Source organism: Geobacillus sp. DSP4a (genome assembly GCF_013096875.1).
Classification (GTDB): domain Bacteria; phylum Bacillota; class Bacilli; order Bacillales; family Anoxybacillaceae; genus Geobacillus; species Geobacillus thermophilus.
In genome coordinates this window covers 1-18450 of record NZ_SDLD01000023.1, presented here as the reverse complement: position 1 = coordinate 18450, position 18450 = coordinate 1, and the positions used below count along the sequence as shown (strand labels likewise).

17 protein-coding genes, 8 tRNA genes and 2 rRNA genes are annotated in these 18450 nt (G+C 53.4%); all 27 read left to right on the top strand.

The genetic code is table 11. The features are described from left to right. The first annotated feature begins 9 nt into the window (after nucleotides 1–9). The gene (locus ETC02_RS09615; RefSeq protein WP_080706498.1) at nucleotides 10–804 is read left to right on the top strand and encodes a vWA domain-containing protein; all 795 of its coding nucleotides are present in this window, start codon (nucleotides 10–12) and stop codon (nucleotides 802–804) included. Continuing rightward, the gene (locus ETC02_RS09610) at nucleotides 767–1750 is read left to right on the top strand and encodes a protein kinase domain-containing protein (RefSeq protein WP_171698242.1); all 984 of its coding nucleotides are present in this window, start codon (nucleotides 767–769) and stop codon (nucleotides 1748–1750) included. The genes ETC02_RS09615 and ETC02_RS09610 overlap by 38 nt, the downstream gene beginning before the upstream one ends. Before the next feature lie 87 nt (nucleotides 1751–1837). Beyond that, nucleotides 1838–3232 (top strand): tRNA lysidine(34) synthetase TilS, encoded by a 1395-nt coding sequence (tilS, locus tag ETC02_RS09605; RefSeq protein WP_171698240.1) that lies wholly within the window; start codon nucleotides 1838–1840, stop codon nucleotides 3230–3232. Between the two features lie 11 nt (nucleotides 3233–3243). Next, complete coding sequence (hpt, locus tag ETC02_RS09600) at nucleotides 3244–3789, top strand: hypoxanthine phosphoribosyltransferase (protein ID WP_012820458.1); 546 nt, start codon at nucleotides 3244–3246, stop codon at nucleotides 3787–3789. A gap of 94 nt (nucleotides 3790–3883) precedes the next feature. Further along, complete coding sequence (ftsH, locus tag ETC02_RS09595) at nucleotides 3884–5782, top strand: ATP-dependent zinc metalloprotease FtsH (RefSeq protein ID WP_160268498.1); 1899 nt, start codon at nucleotides 3884–3886, stop codon at nucleotides 5780–5782. A gap of 132 nt (nucleotides 5783–5914) precedes the next feature. Next, nucleotides 5915–6691, top strand: a complete 777-nt coding sequence (locus tag ETC02_RS09590; protein ID WP_033009019.1) for a type III pantothenate kinase — start codon at nucleotides 5915–5917, stop codon at nucleotides 6689–6691. A 14-nt stretch (nucleotides 6692–6705) separates the two neighbouring features. Next, a complete protein-coding gene (gene hslO / locus ETC02_RS09585; RefSeq protein WP_171698239.1) occupies nucleotides 6706–7584 on the top strand; it encodes an Hsp33 family molecular chaperone HslO in 879 nt (292 codons plus the stop codon). A gap of 86 nt (nucleotides 7585–7670) precedes the next feature. Further along, nucleotides 7671–8597: a cysteine synthase A gene (gene cysK / locus ETC02_RS09580; protein ID WP_050368048.1), complete on the top strand. Its 927-nt coding sequence runs from the start codon at nucleotides 7671–7673 to the stop codon at nucleotides 8595–8597. 118 nt (nucleotides 8598–8715) lie between these two features. Next, nucleotides 8716–10137, top strand: a complete 1422-nt coding sequence (pabB, locus tag ETC02_RS09575) for an aminodeoxychorismate synthase, component I (protein ID WP_049624449.1) — start codon at nucleotides 8716–8718, stop codon at nucleotides 10135–10137. 5 nt (nucleotides 10138–10142) lie between these two features. Continuing rightward, nucleotides 10143–10718 (top strand): aminodeoxychorismate/anthranilate synthase component II, encoded by a 576-nt coding sequence (gene pabA / locus ETC02_RS09570; RefSeq protein ID WP_033008961.1) that lies wholly within the window; start codon nucleotides 10143–10145, stop codon nucleotides 10716–10718. A 7-nt stretch (nucleotides 10719–10725) separates the two neighbouring features. Beyond that, nucleotides 10726–11601 carry an aminodeoxychorismate lyase gene (gene pabC, locus ETC02_RS09565; RefSeq protein ID WP_050368049.1) on the top strand — a complete coding sequence of 292 codons (876 nt, stop codon included), beginning with the start codon at nucleotides 10726–10728 and terminating at the stop codon, nucleotides 11599–11601. Next, nucleotides 11598–12452 carry a dihydropteroate synthase gene (gene folP / locus ETC02_RS09560; RefSeq protein WP_050368050.1) on the top strand — a complete coding sequence of 285 codons (855 nt, stop codon included), beginning with the start codon at nucleotides 11598–11600 and terminating at the stop codon, nucleotides 12450–12452. Before pabC ends, folP begins: the two co-directional genes overlap by 4 nt. Next, nucleotides 12445–12804, top strand: a complete 360-nt coding sequence (folB, locus tag ETC02_RS09555) for a dihydroneopterin aldolase (RefSeq protein ID WP_287136198.1) — start codon at nucleotides 12445–12447, stop codon at nucleotides 12802–12804. Before folP ends, folB begins: the two co-directional genes overlap by 8 nt. Before the next feature lies 1 nt (nucleotide 12805). Continuing rightward, entirely contained in the window at nucleotides 12806–13333 is a 528-nt protein-coding gene (gene folK, locus ETC02_RS09550) for a 2-amino-4-hydroxy-6-hydroxymethyldihydropteridine diphosphokinase (RefSeq protein WP_094239419.1), read from the top strand. Continuing rightward, nucleotides 13285–13506, top strand: coding sequence for a helix-turn-helix domain-containing protein (locus tag ETC02_RS09545; protein ID WP_033008955.1), 222 nt, complete (start codon nucleotides 13285–13287; stop codon nucleotides 13504–13506). Before folK ends, ETC02_RS09545 begins: the two co-directional genes overlap by 49 nt. A gap of 15 nt (nucleotides 13507–13521) precedes the next feature. Beyond that, nucleotides 13522–14520 (top strand): tRNA dihydrouridine synthase DusB, encoded by a 999-nt coding sequence (gene dusB / locus ETC02_RS09540; RefSeq protein ID WP_033008953.1) that lies wholly within the window; start codon nucleotides 13522–13524, stop codon nucleotides 14518–14520. 330 nt (nucleotides 14521–14850) lie between these two features. Next, entirely contained in the window at nucleotides 14851–16335 is a 1485-nt protein-coding gene (gene lysS / locus ETC02_RS09535; protein WP_050368052.1) for a lysine--tRNA ligase, read from the top strand. 507 nt (nucleotides 16336–16842) lie between these two features. After that, nucleotides 16843–16959: ribosomal RNA gene (gene rrf / locus ETC02_RS09530) — 5S ribosomal RNA — on the top strand. Between the two features lie 8 nt (nucleotides 16960–16967). Beyond that, nucleotides 16968–17043 (top strand) — tRNA-Val (locus ETC02_RS09525). Nucleotides 17044–17464: 421 nt separating this feature from the next. Then, nucleotides 17465–17540: transfer RNA gene (locus tag ETC02_RS09520), tRNA-Lys, on the top strand. A 14-nt stretch (nucleotides 17541–17554) separates the two neighbouring features. Continuing rightward, nucleotides 17555–17639: transfer RNA gene (locus ETC02_RS09515), tRNA-Leu, on the top strand. 11 nt (nucleotides 17640–17650) lie between these two features. After that, a tRNA-Gly gene (locus ETC02_RS09510) sits at nucleotides 17651–17725 on the top strand. Nucleotides 17726–17740: 15 nt separating this feature from the next. Next, a tRNA-Leu gene (locus tag ETC02_RS09505) sits at nucleotides 17741–17826 on the top strand. Nucleotides 17827–17829: 3 nt separating this feature from the next. After that, nucleotides 17830–17903: transfer RNA gene (locus tag ETC02_RS09500), tRNA-Arg, on the top strand. Between the two features lie 4 nt (nucleotides 17904–17907). After that, nucleotides 17908–17981: transfer RNA gene (locus ETC02_RS09495), tRNA-Pro, on the top strand. 12 nt (nucleotides 17982–17993) lie between these two features. Next, nucleotides 17994–18066, top strand: a tRNA-Ala gene (locus tag ETC02_RS09490). Between the two features lie 83 nt (nucleotides 18067–18149). Then, nucleotides 18150–18450, top strand: a 16S ribosomal RNA gene (locus ETC02_RS09485); the annotation flags it as partial.

The window sequence follows — 18450 nt, the reverse complement described above, 5'->3', positions numbered from 1 at the left end:
CGTATAAAAATGTTCCCTGGCGGCGATGATGGTAATACTTATTCGCCAAGGAGGGGAACGAACATGCGGAAGGGAACGTTGCGGCAAATTTTGTTGATTACGGACGGCTGCTCAAACCATGGCGAGGACCCGGCTGCGATGGCAGCATTGGCTCGCGAACAAGGCATTACAGTGAACGTAATCGGCGTGTTGGATCAAGACACGATTGACGAAAACGGACGGCGGGAAATTGAAGCGATCGCTGCCGCCGGCGGCGGCATGAGCCAAATCGTGTATGCGAAACAGCTGTCGCAGACGGTGCAAATGGTGACGCGCCAGGCGATGACGCAGACGCTGCAAGGGCTCGTCAATCGCGAGTTGAAACAAATCTTTGGTTCTGACGTTTCGCTTGAGGACTTGCCGCCGGACAAGCGCGGCCAAGTGATGGAAGTCGTCGATGAACTTGGGGAAACGGCCGCACTTGATGTGCTCATCTTAATCGATACGAGCGGAAGCATGAAGACGAAACTGCCGATGGTCAAAGAGGCGCTCCTTGACTTGTCGCTCAGTTTAAACGCGCGCATGGGCGAAAATCGCTTTTCTGTGTTTATTTTCCCGGGCAAACGGAATTACGCTGAGAAAATGATGGATTGGACGCCGAAAATTGAAGAGCTGTCCACCATCTTTCCAAAGCTTTCATCAGGCGGGCTGACGCCGACCGGACCGGCGTTGCGTGAAGCGATGGCCTATTTCGGCCGCAATCGGTCGCTAAGGAGTTGGATACATGATGGCGATGAGCCATACATCGAAGGATCGTCTTGGTAATCTTCCGCCCGGCACGGTCATCACTGGCAAATGGCACGGCCATTCGTACCGGTTGCTGCGTCGGCTCGGCAGCGGGGCGAACGGCGTCGTCTATCTGGCGGAGAGCGGCCGCCGCCGCGTTGCGCTGAAACTGAGCGACGACTATGCGTCGCTAGCCTCGGAAATGAATATATTGCGCCGTTTTGCCAAGGTCCAGGGAGCCGCCCTCGGGCCTTCTTTGCTGGAAGCCGATGATTGGCAAAGCCCGTTTGCCCGGAGGGTGGTTCCGTTTTATGCCATGGAGTACATTGAAGGGGAGCAGTTCTCCGCTTTCGTCCGCCGGCGCGGAAAAGAATGGGCGCCGGTGCTGCTTATGCAGCTTTTGTCTGTGCTCGGACGGCTTCATGAAGAAGGATGGGTATTCGGTGATTTGAAGCCGGACAATTTGATCGTCACCGGGCCGCCGCCGTCCGTCCGACTGTTGGATGTCGGGGGGACGACGATGCAGGGGCGGGCGATCAAAGAGTTTACCGAGCTGTATGACCGCGGCTATTGGGGGCTCGGGTCGCGCAAAGCAGAGCCGTCGTACGATTTGTTTGCGGCGGCGATGGTGATGATTGCCGCCTGTTATCCGGGGCCGCTCGAGAAAAAAGGGAACGGGCGGGCGCAACTTTTGTCCATCATTGAAACGGATCGTTTTTTAGCCCAATATAAAGAAGTTTTGCAAAATGCGCTTGACGGCCGGTATGCGAAGGCCGAGGACATGCGCCGCGACTTATTGGCTGCCTCTTCCCGCCGCGTGGCGGCACACTATGAGGTCAAGACAGCAGCGGCCGCACCGAACCGCCGGTCGGGGCGGCGGGCCGCCAAGCGCCGCAAAACGAGCAGGATTGCCGAAACGGTGCTGATCGCTGTCTTGCTGCTTGGCGCGTACGGTTTTTATATATACTGGCATCTGTCGATGTAACCTAGTAAAATAAAGAAACGGAAGTTTTGAGAAAATGGGGCGGTCGTGTTACGATGAAGCTAAAAGAGGGTAAAGAGGGTTTCGGCGATGATGGATAAAGTGCGCGCCTTTATTGACAGGCACGGACTGCTTTCAAAAGGGGCGACAGTCATTGTCGGCGTTTCCGGGGGCCCCGACTCGCTTGCTCTGCTGCACGTGTTTCTTTCGCTTCGCGATGAGTGGAAGCTTCGCCTTGTAGCGGCCCATGTCGACCATATGTTTCGCGGGCGGGAATCGGAAGAGGAGATGGAGTTTGTGAAACATTTTTGCGCCGAACACCGTATTTTATGTGAGACGGCGCAAATCGACGTTCCCGCTTTCCAGCGCCGCACGGGCCTTGGCGCCCAAGAGGCGGCGCGCAACTGTCGATACCGCTTTTTTGCCGAACTGGTGAAAAAACATCAAGCCCAGTATGTCGCTGTCGGCCATCACGGCGATGACCAAGTCGAGACGATTTTAATGCGGCTTGTGCGCGGCAGCACAGGAAAAGGATATGCCGGCATCCCCGCCAAGCGGCCGTTTCACGGCGGGTATCTCATCCGCCCGTTTTTAGCCGTCAGCCGGGCGGACATCGAGGAGTATTGCGAAAAGGCAGGGCTCGCCCCGCGCCGCGACCCAAGCAACGAAAAAGACGACTACACGCGCAACCGGTTCCGCCGCTATATTATTCCGTTGCTGAAACAGGAAAATCCGCGCTTGCATGAGCGATTTCAACAATATAGTGAAATGATGGCGGAAGATGAGCAGTTCTTGGAGGAATTGGCAATCGACGCGCTGAATAAAGTAATGGAAAAACAATATAATGAAGTTGTGTTGCATCTCCGCCCGTTTCTCGCATTGCCTCGGCCGTTGCAGCGTCGGGTGTTGCAGCTTTTGCTGCTTCGCCTTTACGACGCCGTTCCGGCGGCGTTGACTTTTGTACATATCGGTCATATACTGATGCTTTGCGAACGCGCCCGCCCTTCCGGACAAATTGATTTGCCAAAAGGGCTCAAAGCGATCCGCTCGTATGACCGCTGTTTGTTTACGTTTGGCGTCCAAAGCGGCGCTCCAAGCTATCAGCTTGACTTGCCGGTTCCAGCGCTATTGCCCCTCCCAACCGGTGGTGCAATCGTGAGTGAATTTAGGGAACACTATCCGAAGGGACGGCTGGGAAACGATTCGTTTGTGGTTGACCCCGATGCGGTGTCCCTTCCGCTTCGCGTGCGGACGCGCCGCGAGGGCGACCGGATGGTGCTGAAAGGGACGGGAGGCACGAAAAAAATTAAAGAGATTTTCATTGAAGCCAAAGTTCCGCGGACGGAAAGGGATGGCTGGCCGATCGTCGAAGATGCCGACGGCCGCATTCTCTGGGTGCCAGGGCTGAAAAAATCGGCTTTTGAAGCCGAAGACCGCGGGCAAGCCCGTTATATCCTGCTCCATTATGAGGCGATGAACAGCTAGGAGGAAAAAAGATGGGAATGAAAGACGATATTCAAAAAGTGTTGATCACTGAGGAGGAAATTCAGGCGAAAGTCAAAGAACTGGGCGGCTTGTTGACGAAAGAGTATGAGGGGCGTTTTCCGCTCGCCGTCGGCGTCCTCAAAGGGGCGATGCCGTTTATGGCCGATTTGCTCAAACATATCGATACATACTTGGAAATGGATTTTATGGATGTGTCAAGCTACGGCAATGCGACTGTTTCATCCGGTGAAGTGAAAATTGTCAAAGACTTAAATACATCGGTTGAGGGCCGCGACATTTTGATCATTGAAGACATTATCGACAGCGGGTTGACGCTCAGTTATTTGGTGGATTTGTTCCGCTACCGGAAAGCGAATTCGATTAAAATCGTCACCCTCCTTGACAAGCCGTCGGGCCGGAAGGCGGATATTCAGGCTGATTACACTGGATTTACCGTCCCCGACGAATTCGTTGTCGGCTATGGCCTCGATTATGCTGAAAAATACCGCAACCTCCCGTTTATCGGCGTCTTAAAGCCAGAAGTGTACCAAAAGTGAAGCGATTGTCGTGCACCGGCCGAATTGTTTGTATTTAAGCAAATTTCTATGCTAGTATTGAGTATAGTGTGTTTCATATGGGAGGAGGCAAGAAATGAACCGGATTTTCCGCAACACCATCTTTTATTTGCTGATTTTCCTCGTCGTGATCGGCGTCGTCAGCTTTTTTAACGGCACGAACCAGCGGGCTGAGCCGATGACGTACGATGCGTTTATCACTCATCTGGAAAACGGGGACGTTGAGTCGTTTTCCATTAAGCCGGAGCGCGGCGTATATGAAATCAAAGGCCGATTGAAAACATACAATGAAGGTCAGTATTTTTCCACTTATGTCATGAACAGCGACAAAGTGCTGGACCGCATCGATGCGGCGGCGGCACGGACGCGGGTGGAAGTTGTGCCTGCGGATGAAACGAGCGGATGGGTGACGTTTTTCACTTCCATCATTCCGTTTGTGATTATGTTTATTTTGTTTTTCTTCCTTTTGAATCAGGCGCAAGGCGGCGGCAGCCGGGTGATGAATTTCGGCAAAAGCCGGGCGCGGCTGTATACGGATGACAAGCGGAAGGTCCGTTTTCGCGATGTGGCTGGAGCGGACGAGGAAAAAGAAGAGCTCGTGGAAATTGTTGAGTTTTTGAAAGATCCGCGCAAATTCGCCGAACTCGGCGCCCGCATTCCAAAAGGGGTGTTGCTTGTCGGGCCGCCGGGGACCGGGAAAACGTTGTTGGCGCGCGCAGTTGCCGGGGAAGCGGGCGTGCCGTTTTTCTCGATCAGCGGGTCGGATTTCGTAGAAATGTTCGTTGGGGTTGGCGCTTCGCGCGTGCGCGACTTGTTTGAAACAGCGAAAAAGAACGCACCGTGCATCATTTTCATCGACGAGATTGACGCCGTCGGCCGCCAGCGCGGCGCCGGCCTTGGCGGCGGCCACGATGAGAGGGAGCAGACGCTCAACCAGCTGCTTGTGGAAATGGACGGTTTTAACGGCAATGAAGGCATCATCATTATTGCGGCAACAAACCGGCCGGACATTTTAGACCCGGCGCTGTTGCGCCCGGGCCGCTTCGACCGGCAGATTACCGTCGACCGGCCGGATGTGAAAGGGCGCGAAGCGGTGTTGCGCGTGCATGCCCGCAACAAGCCGCTCGATGAGTCGGTTGATTTGAAGGCGATCGCCATGCGCACGCCGGGATTTTCCGGCGCCGATTTGGAAAACTTGTTGAACGAGGCGGCGCTCGTTGCAGCGCGCCGCAACAAAAAGAAAATCGACATGAGCGACATCGACGAGGCGACCGACCGCGTCATTGCCGGACCGGCGAAAAAAAGCCGCGTCATTTCGGAAAAAGAGCGGCGGATCGTCGCGTTTCACGAAGCTGGGCATACGGTCATCGGCATGGTGCTTGCCGACGCGGAAATGGTGCATAAAGTGACGATCGTTCCGCGCGGCCAAGCCGGAGGCTATGCGGTCATGCTGCCGAAAGAAGACCGGTACTTTATGACGAAAGCCGAATTAATGGATAAAATCACCGGCCTGCTCGGCGGGCGCGTCGCCGAGGAAATCGTGTTCAACGAAGTGAGCACGGGGGCCCACAACGATTTTCAGCGGGCGACAAACATCGCGCGCCGGATGGTGATGGAGTTCGGCATGAGCGAAAAGCTTGGTCCGCTGCAATTCGGCCAACCGAGCGGGCAAGTGTTTTTAGGACGCGACTTGCATAATGAGCAAAATTACAGCGATAAAATTGCTTACGAAATTGACTTGGAAATCCAGCGCATCATTAAAGAGTGCTACGAAAAGGCGAAGCAGATTTTAACGCAGCACCGTGACAAACTGGATCTAATCGCCACAACGTTGTTGGAAGTCGAAACGCTTGATGCGGAACAAATTAAACATTTATTTGAGCACGGCACGCTGCCGCCCGACCGCAAAGGCCGCGATGAAGCAGGCAAGGGCGACATCGACGTGAAAATCAATATTCAAAAGAAAGAGGAGTAATCGATGTCTCTATTCAGAGGCATCTTTTTTTTAGCCGCGGCTCCGTAGGTTGGCGCTGTTTTTTTCCGCGGGAAAGTCAAGTATGATATGATAGAGAAAGGAACTTATTGAAGAAAAGTGGGGAATGAGGCCATGATTTTTGTGTTGGACGTCGGCAACACCAATACCGTGTTGGGGGTTTATGACGGCGATGAATTAAAACACCATTGGCGCATCGAGACGAGCCGGGCGAAAACGGAAGACGAGTATGGCATGACCATCAAGGCGCTCTTGAGCCATGTCGGCTTGCAGTTTTCCGACATCCGCGGCATCATCATTTCTTCGGTTGTGCCGCCGATTATGTTTGCCCTTGAACGCATGTGCTTAAAATATTTCCACGTAAAGCCGCTCGTTGTCGGACCGGGCATTAAAACCGGGCTGGACATTAAATACGATAATCCGCGCGAAGTGGGCGCCGACCGGATCGTCAATGCGGTCGCGGGCATCCATTTGTACGGCAGCCCGCTCATTATTGTCGATTTTGGCACGGCGACGACGTATTGTTATATTAACGAACATAAACAATATATGGGAGGGGCTATTGCCCCGGGAATTATGATTTCGACGGAGGCGCTGTTTGCGCGGGCAGCAAAATTGCCGCGCATTGAAATCGCCCGTCCGGACGATATCATCGGCAAAAATACAGTCAGCGCCATGCAGGCCGGCATTTTATACGGATATGTTGGACAAGTGGAAGGCATCGTGTCGCGCATGAAGGCGAAAAGCAAAGTTCCGCCGAAAGTCATCGCCACTGGCGGCCTTGCGCCTCTCATTGCCGGCGAATCGGACGTGATCGATGTCGTGGATCCGTTTTTGACGCTGACAGGCTTAAAATTGTTGTACGAGAAAAACACCGAGAAAAAAGGATGAAGGGTTTGGTGAAGATGGGAGATTACTTAGTCAAAGCGCTCGCCTATGACGGACAGGTGAGGGCGTATGCGGCAAGGACGACGGAGACGGTGGCGGAAGCGCAGCGCCGCCATCAAACGTGGCCGACCGCCTCGGCGGCGCTCGGACGGGCGCTGACGGCCGGCGTTATGATGGGAGCAATGTTAAAAGGGGATGAAACGTTGACCATCAAAATTGATGGCGGCGGGCCGATCGGCACGATTTTAATCGACAGCAATGCCAAAGGGGAAGTGCGCGGCTATGTGACCAATCCGCACGTGCATTTCGAGCTGAATGAACACGGGAAACTCGATGTCGCGCGGGCGGTCGGCAAAAACGGGATGCTGACGGTCGTCAAAGACCTCGGGCTGCGCGACTTTTTCACCGGTCAAGTGCCGATCATCTCGGGGGAGCTCGGTGAGGATTTCACCTATTATTTCGCTTCTTCCGAGCAAATCCCGTCGTCCGTCGGCGTCGGCGTGCTCGTCAACCCCGATTACACGATCCGGGCCGCGGGAGGGTTTATCATTCAATTGATGCCTGGAACGGAAGAACAAACGATCAGCCGCATTGAGGAGCGGTTGAAACAAATTCCGCCTGTGTCGCGCATGATTGAAAACGGCCTAACACCGGAGCAAATATTGGAACAATTAGGCGGCGGCGTCCGGGTGTTGGAGACGATGCCGGTGTCATTTGTCTGCCGCTGTTCGCGCGAGCGGATCGCGGATGCGCTCATCAGCCTGGGGCCAGGGGAGATTCAAGATATCATCGACAAGGAAGGGCAGGCGGAAGCGTCGTGCCATTTTTGCAATGAAACGTACCATTTCGACAAAGCGGAGCTGGAACAGTTGAAACAACTCGCAAAAAAAGAATGAAAACAGTAAAATGATTGACAATTACGCCAATAGTTGATACATTGGAGACAAAGTCGATAAAATTAATGGGGATTAGAGGTGGAACCATGGCACGCACAGTCAACTCGATAACCGAATTGATCGGCGATACGCCGGCCGTGAAACTGAACCGCATCGTTGATGAAGACAGCGCGGATGTGTATTTGAAACTGGAATTTATGAACCCGGGCAGCAGCGTCAAAGACCGGATTGCATTGGCGATGATTGAGGCGGCGGAAAAAGAAGGAAAACTGAAGCCAGGCGATACGATCGTCGAACCGACAAGCGGCAACACCGGAATCGGGCTGGCAATGGTCGCGGCGGCGAAAGGATACAAAGCAGTGTTGGTCATGCCGGATACGATGAGCTTGGAGCGCCGCAACCTGTTGCGGGCGTATGGAGCTGAGCTGGTGCTCACGCCGGGCGCTCAAGGAATGCGTGGTGCGATCGAAAAAGCGGAAGAGCTCGTTCGCGAGCATGGCTATTTTATGCCGCAGCAATTTAAAAACGAGGCGAACCCGGAAATCCATCGCTTGACGACCGGGAAAGAGATCGTGGAGCAAATGGGCGACCAGCTTGATGCGTTTGTTGCCGGCGTTGGCACGGGCGGAACGATCACCGGAGCAGGCAAAGTGTTGCGCGAAGCTTACCCAAACATTAAAATTTACGCCGTTGAACCGGCCGATTCCCCAGTCTTGTCGGGAGGAAAACCGGGCCCGCACAAAATCCAAGGGATCGGCGCTGGCTTTGTTCCAGATATTTTGGATACGAGCATTTACGATGGGGTTATTACGGTAACGACGGAAGAAGCGTTTGCGGCTGCCCGCCGCGCCGCCCGCGAAGAAGGCATCCTTGGCGGCATTTCGTCCGGCGCTGCCATTCATGCAGCGTTGAAGGTGGCGAAAGAGCTCGGCAAAGGGAAAAAAGTGCTTGCCATCATCCCGAGCAATGGGGAGCGCTATTTGAGCACGCCGCTTTACCAATTCGAAGACTAAGCAGCTTTACTTTCGGCAGGGGTGACCCTGTCGAACTTTTTTATATTTATGGGTGATATGAGCGCCGACTCATTGTACAATAAGGATAATGATGAGCGTCGTAAAGGGGTTGGCTGTGATGAAACAAAGACGAAGGCGGCTGAAGCGGACCATTCATTACAGCGGGCGGGATTGGTTTTATCAGTATGAGCAACTGGCATACGGCCGGCGGCACCACGTGTTGCTGGAGAGCGGACAAGGGGGAAGATACAGCATCATCGGCCTCAATCCGAGCGGGATCATTCGTGCCGCCGGGCATCAGCTGTCCATTATCTATCGTGGAAAAGAAACGGTGCTGAACGGGCCGCCGCTCGAGTTGCTGCAGCAATGGTTTTCACAACGTGTGGCGCCGGGGGAGGGGGAGCCGCTCCCGTGCCAAGGCGGGTTGGTCGGCTATATCAGCTATGACGCCGCTCGTTATATCGAACGGCTTCCATCGCTGGCTGTAGATGATTTGCAGCTGCCGTCTATGCAGTTTTTTGTATTTGACGATGTGGCGATTTACGATCATCAAACCGATCGCCTTCATTTGCTCGCTTATGCAGATGAAGGGGAAGAAGGAGAAGCGGAGCGGCGGTTGGAGATGTATGAACGGCTGTGGCTTGAAGAGCGAAGCAGCCCGCCGGTTTGGCCGTCCGTTGTCTCATCGGCTTGTCCATCGGTTTCCATGACAAAGGAGCAGTTTATGGAAGCGGTCCGCCGCGTTCAACATTATATTGCAGCGGGCGATGTGTTCCAAGTCAATTTGTCGGTGCGCCAGTCCCGTCCGCTGTTGACTCACCCGTTCGCTGTGTACAAACAACTGCGGACCATTAACCCGTCGCCGTACATGGCGTATGTGCATACCCCTGAATGTCAAATTGTCAGCGGTTCGCCGGAGCTGCTCGTCCGCAAGCAGGGAGAACGGCTGGAAACACGCCCGATAGCCGGAACCCGCTCGCGCGGACGCACGGAAGCGGAAGACGGGCAAATCGCCCGCCAACTGCTAGCCAGCGAAAAAGAGCGGGCCGAGCACGCCATGCTCGTTGATCTTGAGCGGAATGACCTTGGGCGTGTCTGTGTCTATGGGACGGTGCGTGTCGATGAGTGGATGACGGTGGAAAAGTATTCGCATGTGATGCATATTGTTTCCCACGTATCCGGCATCATGGCTCCGGAACATGATGCGTTTTCTGTTATTCGTGCGATGTTTCCCGGCGGAACGATCACCGGCGCTCCGAAAGTGCGGACGATGGAAATCATCGAAGAATTGGAGCCGGTTCGCCGCGGTTTGTACACCGGTTCGATCGGCTGGATCGATTTTCAAGGGAATATGGAGCTAAACATCGCCATCCGCACGATGGTTGTGAAAAACGGGCTGGCCCATGTGCAAGCAGGCGCAGGCATTGTCATCGATTCCAACCCGGAGCACGAGTACAAAGAATGTTTGAAAAAAGCCGCTGCCCTCTGGAAGGCGAAAGAGCTGAGCGAAGCAGAGACTCTATTTCAGAGCATGAGGTGAGAAGGATGATCGTCATGATCGATAACTATGATTCGTTTACGTACAATTTGGTGCAATATTTAGGGGTTTTAGGCGAAGAGCTGCTTGTAAAGCGGAACGACGAAATTACGGTGGACGAGATTGAGCGGCTTCATCCCGATTTTATCATGATTTCCCCCGGCCCATGTACACCGAATGAGGCGGGAATCAGCTTGGCCGTTATCGATCGCTTCGCCGGCCGCATCCCGATTTTTGGCGTCTGCCTCGGCCATCAGGCGATCGCCCAGGCGTTTGGCGGCCGCGTCATCCGTGCCCCAAGGCTGATGCACGGGAAAACGTCGTCCGTTTACCATGACGGGGAAACGATTTTCCGCGGCGTGCCAAGCCCGTTTACAGCGACGCGCTACCATTCCCTTATCGTTGAGAAAGAGACGCTTCCAGACTGTTTCATCGTGTCGGCTTGGACGGACGAAGACGAAGTGATGGCCATTCGCCATAAAACATTGCCAATCGAAGGAGTACAGTTCCACCCGGAGTCGATTATGACCAGCCATGGGATGCAGCTGCTGAAAAATTTTATTGATACGTACAAAAAGGCGTGATGGGCATATGTATGTGTATGTCAATGGGGAGATTGTCCCGTATGAGGAGGCGAGGGTTTCGGCGTTTGACCACGGTTTTTTATACGGGATCGGCTTGTTTGAGACGTTCCGCACGTATGAGGGACATCCGTTTTTGCTTGACGATCATTTAGCGCGGCTAAATCGCGGGCTTTCCGAGTTGCGCATCCAAAAGCAGGTAAGCCGTGCGGAGGCGCTCGGGATCATCGAGCGGTTGCTCAGGGCCAATGGTCTTCAGGACGCCTATGTACGTTTCAACGTCTCGGCTGGGGTTGGCGGTCTTGGCTTGTCGATGGAGCAGTATAGCCATCCAACGGTGATCGTCTATATGAAGCCGCTGCCGCCATCCGCCCCTCCAGAAGGGAAAGAAGGGGTCGTTTTAACAACGAGGCGGAACAGCCCTGAAGGCGATGAACGGTTAAAATCGCATCATTATTTAAACAATATAATTGGAAAGTGGGAGCTTGGCCGCCGTGTGGATGTGGAAGGCATTTTTTTAAATCGGGACGGGCAAGTAGCCGAGGGAATCGTTTCGAATATTTTTTGGGTCAAGGACGGCGTTGTCTACACCCCGGCGCCGTCTGTTGGCATATTAAACGGCGTTACGAGGCAGTTCGTCATCGCCTTGCTCGAACGGCTTCATATCCCGATTAAAGAGGGAGCGTATCCCCTGTCCCATTTGCAGGAGGCTGATGAGGTCTTTATTACGAATTCACTGCAGGAAATTGTGCCGCTTCACCGCATCGGCCGCCGCTCTTATAGCGGAAAACATGGCCCGGTGACCTGTTCGCTGCAACATCATTACCGCCGCTTTACCGATACATTATGGACGAGGAACGAACTGAAAGAAAGGATGAACGAATGATGGCAACGATGACGCGTTCCTTTGTATTAAAATGCCGCGGGCATGAGCTGGATTTGCGCCAAAAAACGTTGATCATGGGCATTGTCAATGTGACGCCTGACTCGTTTTCCGACGGCGGCCGGTTTTATGAAGTGGAAAAAGCAGTCGAGCATGCGAAACGGCTCGTGGCGGAAGGAGCCGACATCATTGACATCGGCGGTGAATCAACTCGTCCGGGGGCGGATCCAGTGCCGCTTGATGAAGAGCTACAGCGCGTCATTCCGGCAGTCAAAGCGATCGCCGATGCGGTGGACGTGCCGATTTCCGTCGACACGTATAAAGCCGAGGTCGCAAGGCAGGCCATTGAAGCGGGAGCGCATATCATCAACGACGTTTGGGGCGCCAAAGCCGATCCGGATATGGCCCACGTCGCCGCTTCGTACGGAGTGCCGATCATTTTAATGCACAACCGTCACGATATGGCATACCGCGATCTCATTTCCGACATGATCGCCGACTTGAAGGAGAGCATCCGTATTGTCAAACAGGCGGGAGTAAAAGAGGAAAACATTATTGTAGATCCGGGGATCGGATTTGCCAAAACGGTTGAACATAACCTGGAAGTGATGCGGCGTCTCGATGAGTTTGCTGCTTTGGGATACCCACTTTTGCTTGGCACATCGCGCAAACGGTTTATCGGCCATGTGCTCGATGTGCCGGTTGAGGAGCGGGTCGAAGGAACGGGGGCGACGGTTTGCCTTGGCATCGTGAAGGGGGCGCATATCGTCCGCGTCCATGACGTATTGCCGATCGCCCGCATGGCGAAAATGATGGATGCGATGCTCGGGAAAGGAGAGAGCGGCCATCGATAAAATTTATATTCAAGGTATGGAATTTTACGGTTATCACGGAGTGCTCCGAGAAGAAAACGTCCTCGGCCAGCGGTTTTTGGTCGATGTGGCCCTTGAGCTCGACTTGCGTCCAGCCGGCCGGAGCGACCGTCTCGAGCATACGGTGAACTATGCGGAAGTATACGAGCGCTGTCGGACGATCGTGGAAGAGAGGACGCTCGCCTTGATCGAAGCGGTTGCCGAGGCGATCGCGGATGAGCTGCTTGCCGCTTTCCCCGCCGTTCAGCGGTGCACGGTGAAAGTAATCAAGCCGAATCCGCCCATTCGCGGCCATTATCAGCATGTCGCCGTTGAAATCTACAGGGGGCGGTAAGATGGAAAACATTGCGTATATTGCTTTAGGTTCCAACCTTGGAGATCGTGCGTACTATTTGCGTTCAGCCGTCGCGGCGCTTCATCGCCATAAGGGAATTTTTGTCACATCGGGTTCGTCCATCTATGAAACCGACCCGGTCGGTTACGTCAACCAAGACAAGTTTTTAAACATGGTGATTGAGGTGGCGACCGCTTTGTCGCCATTTGCTTTGTTTGACGTGACGCAACAAATCGAACAGGAATTTGGCAGGAAAAGGGAAACTCGCTGGGGGCCGCGCACGTTAGACCTTGACATTTTGTTGTACAATCATGAAAATATTGAGACAGAGCGACTTGTCATTCCGCATCCGCGCATGGCGGAGCGGGCGTTTGTTTTAATCCCGTTGCTCGAGATCAATTCCCATTTGACAATACCGAACGTTCCGGAACCGTTAGCAGACATTATTGACCGACTACCCGACAAAAAAGGAGTTCGTGTATGGAAGCAGAAAGATGGGGAAGACGTATTCGCGCTTTTCGAAAGCTGAAAGGATATACACAAGAAAAGTTGGCCAAGGAACTCGGCATTTCCGTTTCGATTCTCGGCGAAATTGAACGGGGGAACCGGATGCCGTCCGACACGCTTGTCGGACAGATCGCCGAGCGGCTGAACGTATCGGTTGAGGAGCTGGCACCGCCAAAGTTCGAATCAAACAGGTAGAAAGGAGGCGTTTTTATGTTTCGCATTGGTGATGTGGAAATTCAAAACCGTGTCGTCCTTGCGCCGATGGCAGGCGTGTGCAATTCGGCTTTCCGCCTGACCGTAAAGGAGTTCGGCGCCGGTCTTGTATGCGCAGAGATGGTGAGCGATAAAGGAATCGTATACAACAATGAAAAGACGTTAAATATGCTCTATATCGACGAACGCGAAAAGCCGCTCAGCTTGCAAATTTTCGGCGGTGAAAAGGAAACACTTGTCAAAGCAGCGAAATTTGTCGACAAAAATACAAATGCCGATATTATCGACATCAACATGGGCTGCCCAGTGCCGAAAATTACGAATTGCGATGCCGGAGCGAAATGGCTCCTCGACCCGAACAAAATTTACGATGTCGTCGCCGCCATTGTCGACGCCGTCGAAAAACCCGTCACGGTCAAGATGCGAATCGGTTGGGATGACCAACATATTTACGCTGTTGAAAACGCCCAAGCGGTCGAACGCGCCGGCGGCAAAGCCGTCGCCGTCCATGGACGGACAAGGGTGCAAATGTATGAAGGGAAGGCGAATTGGGACATCATTAAGCAAGTCAAAGAGGCCGTCAACATTCCAGTCATCGGAAACGGTGATGTCAAAACGCCGCAGGATGCCAAGCGGATGCTCGAAGAAACTGGGGTTGACGGCGTGATGATCGGGCGGGCGGCGCTCGGCAACCCGTGGATGATTTATCGCACGGTCCGCTATTTAGAAACAGGGGAGCTCATTCCCGAACCGACCCCAAGGGAAAAAATCGATGTCTGCCTGCTGCACTTGGACCGTCTGATCGCCCTTAAAGGCGAGTACATTGCGGTGAAAGAAATGCGCAAGCACGCGGCTTGGTATTTAAAAGGCATCCGCGGGGCAGCGAAAATCCGCAACGCCATCAACGAGTGCGAGACGCGGGACGAATTGGCCGCGCTCTTGCTTCAAGTCGCCGAAGAAGCGGAAAGCCGGGCGGCGAACGCCGAAGCCGTTTAACGGATTTCCGAAAGAAGTCTCCCACCTCAAGGAACGCGAAGGGTGTAACCCAGTGAGTAAGTGGGAGATGAATGTTGGTTGGCGTTAGCCAACGAATAGGATAGAATATGGCTAGAACGGACACCTTCGGAACGAAGGGAAGCGTAAAGGGTTCTGGTGTGTGGCTTACCGTTCGGCGAACACGCACAAGTCGCTTGAAGCCTTCACCTCTAAGCGAAGCGTAGGTGGCGGGTAGTTCACACAACGGAGATGACGTTCATGCAGCGGAAGACTGCCAGCGGGTGCTGGCAGTATTTTTCGTAAAAAATCGCTAAATGGAGTGAATGAGGTATGAGCCATGAAGAATTGAACGACCAACTGCGCGTCCGCAGGGAAAAGCTGAAAAAAATTGAGGAATTGGGTGTCGATCCGTTTGGCAAACGGTTCGAGCGCACGCATAAAGCGGAAGAGCTGTTTGAACTGTACGGAGATTTGTCAAAAGAGGAACTCGAAGAGCAACAAATCGAAGTCGCCGTCGCCGGCCGCATCATGACAAAGAGAGGCAAGGGAAAAGCGGGCTTTGCTCACATCCAGGACGTGACGGGACAAATTCAAATTTACGTCCGCCAAGACGATGTTGGCGAACAGCAATACGAGCTGTTTAAAATCTCCGACCTCGGCGACATCGTCGGCGTGCGCGGCACGATGTTTAAAACAAAGGTCGGCGAACTTTCGATCAAAGTATCGTCGTATGAATTTTTAACAAAAGCGCTGCGTCCGCTGCCGGAAAAATACCACGGCTTAAAAGATATCGAGCAGCGCTACCGCCAACGCTACCTCGATTTAATTATGAATCCGGAGAGCAAAAAGACGTTCATCACCCGCAGTCTCATTATTCAATCGATGCGCCGCTATCTTGACAGCCATGGCTACTTGGAAGTCGAAACACCGATGATGCACGCCGTAGCAGGCGGTGCGGCGGCGCGCCCGTTCATTACGCATCATAATGCGCTCGATATGACGCTGTATATGCGGATCGCCATCGAGCTGCATTTGAAACGGCTCATCGTCGGCGGCTTGGAAAAAGTGTATGAAATCGGGCGCGTTTTCCGGAATGAAGGCATTTCCACCCGCCATAACCCGGAGTTTACGATGCTCGAATTGTACGAGGCGTATGCCGACTTCCGCGATATCATGAAATTAACGGAGAACTTGATCGCTCATATTGCCACGGAAGTGCTTGGCACAACAAAAATCCAGTACGGCGAACATCTTGTCGACTTGACGCCTGAATGGCGGCGCCTCCATATGATCGATGCGATCAAGGAATATGTCGGCGTCGATTTCTGGCGGCAGATGAGCGACGAAGAGGCGCGGGAGCTGGCCAAAGAACACGGTGTCGAAGTCGCGCCGCACATGACGTTCGGCCATATCGTCAATGAATTTTTTGAACAAAAAGTAGAGGATAAACTGATCCAGCCGACGTTCATTTACGGCCACCCGGTCGAAATCTCGCCATTAGCCAAGAAAAACCCAGACGACCCGCGCTTTACCGATCGGTTTGAGCTGTTCATCGTCGGGCGCGAACATGCGAACGCCTTTACGGAACTAAACGACCCGATCGATCAGCGTCAACGGTTTGAGGAGCAGCTGAAGGAGCGCGAACAAGGAAACGATGAAGCGCACGAAATGGACGAAGATTTCCTCGAAGCGCTCGAATACGGCATGCCGCCGACGGGCGGACTCGGGATCGGGGTCGACCGGTTAGTCATGCTTTTGACCAATTCACCGTCCATTCGCGATGTATTGCTCTTCCCGCAAATGCGCCATAAATAACCACGATCGTCCCCTGTTGCGAACAACGGCAGGGGACAGTTTGTTATGAGAACTCGATTCAAGAAAAAGCCGGCTGCTGCCAGCCCCTAAGAAGGCCGGTGAAAAACAACGGATTCGTTTGGTTTTTGAGAAATCGAAAGGAACGAAGTTATAGTGTTGCAAAGTTTCTCAATTTGCCGCCCGTCCTAGACAAATGGGAAGATCTAAACCGGAAAATCGTTGATCATTACTATCGTCTTGGCAAATCATATTTGCATCATACACCACTCGCATTTGCCTATAACACGTACCAACGCTAATTTTCGTTCGACGATTGACTTTTAGTCATAGAATGTATATAATGAGCAATGTTGTTTTTGAGAACAAAACAAAAAACGAAATGAGTTGACAAGCTTTCTTCAGTGTGTTATATTATGATAGCACGTGAGACGTCAATAATGACGCACAAAAGGATATTGACAAGCAAACAAATTTGATTATAATATAACTTGTCTGTTCTGTTGACTGCCTAGTGATGATAGCGGAGGGGAAACACCCGTTCCCATCCCGAACACGGAAGTTAAGCCCTCCAGCGCCGATGGTAGTTGGGGCCAGCGCCCCTGCGAGAGTAGGTCGTCGCTAGGCAACAGCGTGGAGGATTAGCTCAGCTGGGAGAGCACTTGCCTTACAAGCAAGGGGTCGGCGGTTCGATCCCGTCATCCTCCACCATTTATATACCATGAGCCATTAGCTCAGTAACGAGCGTTGCATCTTCGAGTTCGCTGCGAGTTGCCCCGACGCACTTGACTTCTTCGAATAAGCTTGTAGAGGAAGGGGCAGGTAGAGTGAAATGAAGCTTAGAGTGTTATCCCAACCATGAGCCATTAGCTCAGTAGGTAGAGCAACGAGCGATGCATCATCGAGTTTGCTACGAGTTGTCCCGACGCATCTTGCATCTTCGAATACGCTAGCAGAGGAAGGGACATCGTTCACTGTGAGTGTATACCCAACCATGAGCCATTAGCTCAGTAGGTAGAGCAACGAGCGTTACATCATCGAGTTGGCTGCGAGTTGTCCCGACGCATCTGACATCTTCGAATATGCTAGTAGAGGAAGGGACATCGTTGTCTCGGAGTGTTATTGAACCCATGAGCCATTAGCTCAGTAGGTAGAGCATCTGACTTTTAATCAGAGGGTCGGAGGTTCGAGTCCTCCATGGCTCACCACCAACTATATATTTGCGGGTGTGGCGGAATTGGCAGACGCGCTAGATTCAGGGTCTAGTGCCCTTTACGGGCGTGGGGGTTCGAGTCCCTTCACCCGCATAATGATTTGGGCGGAAGTAGTTCAGTGGTAGAACACCACCTTGCCAAGGTGGGGGTCGCGGGTTCGAGTCCCGTCTTCCGCTCCATTTATTTGCCTATTAGCCGGGGTGGCGGAATTGGCAGACGCACAGGACTTAAAATCCTGGGGTAGGTAACTACCGTGCCGGTTCGAGTCCGGCCCTCGGCACTTGCGCTCGTAGCTCAATTGGATAGAGCATCTGACTACGGATCAGAAGGTTAGGGGTTCGAATCCTCTCGAGCGCGTTAGCGGGAAGTAGCTCAGCTTGGCAGAGCACATGGTTTGGGACCATGGGGTCGCAGGTTCAAATCCTGTCTTCCCGATAGCGGCCGCATGGGGCCTTAGCTCAGCTGGGAGAGCGCCTGCTTTGCACGCAGGAGGTCATCGGTTCGATCCCGATAGGCTCCATTATCGTTCCTTGAAAACTGAACGAAACGAAGCGCGACGAAAAGCGGAGGTTCGCATGGGCCGAAGCAAAAGCCAATCAACTTTCTTTGGAGAGTTTGATCCTGGCTCAGGACGAACGCTGGCGGCGTGCCTAATACATGCAAGTCGAGCGGACCGAACGAGGGCTTGCTCTTGTTTGGTCAGCGGCGGACGGGTGAGTAACACGTGGGCAACCTGCCCGCAAGACCGGGATAACTCCGGGAAACCGGAGCTAATACCGGATAACACCGAAGACCGCATGGTCTTCGGTTGAAAGGCGGCCTTTGGGCTGTCACTTGCGGATGGGCCCGCGGCGCATTAGCTAGTTGGTGAGGTAACGGCTCACCAAGGCGACGATGCGTAGCC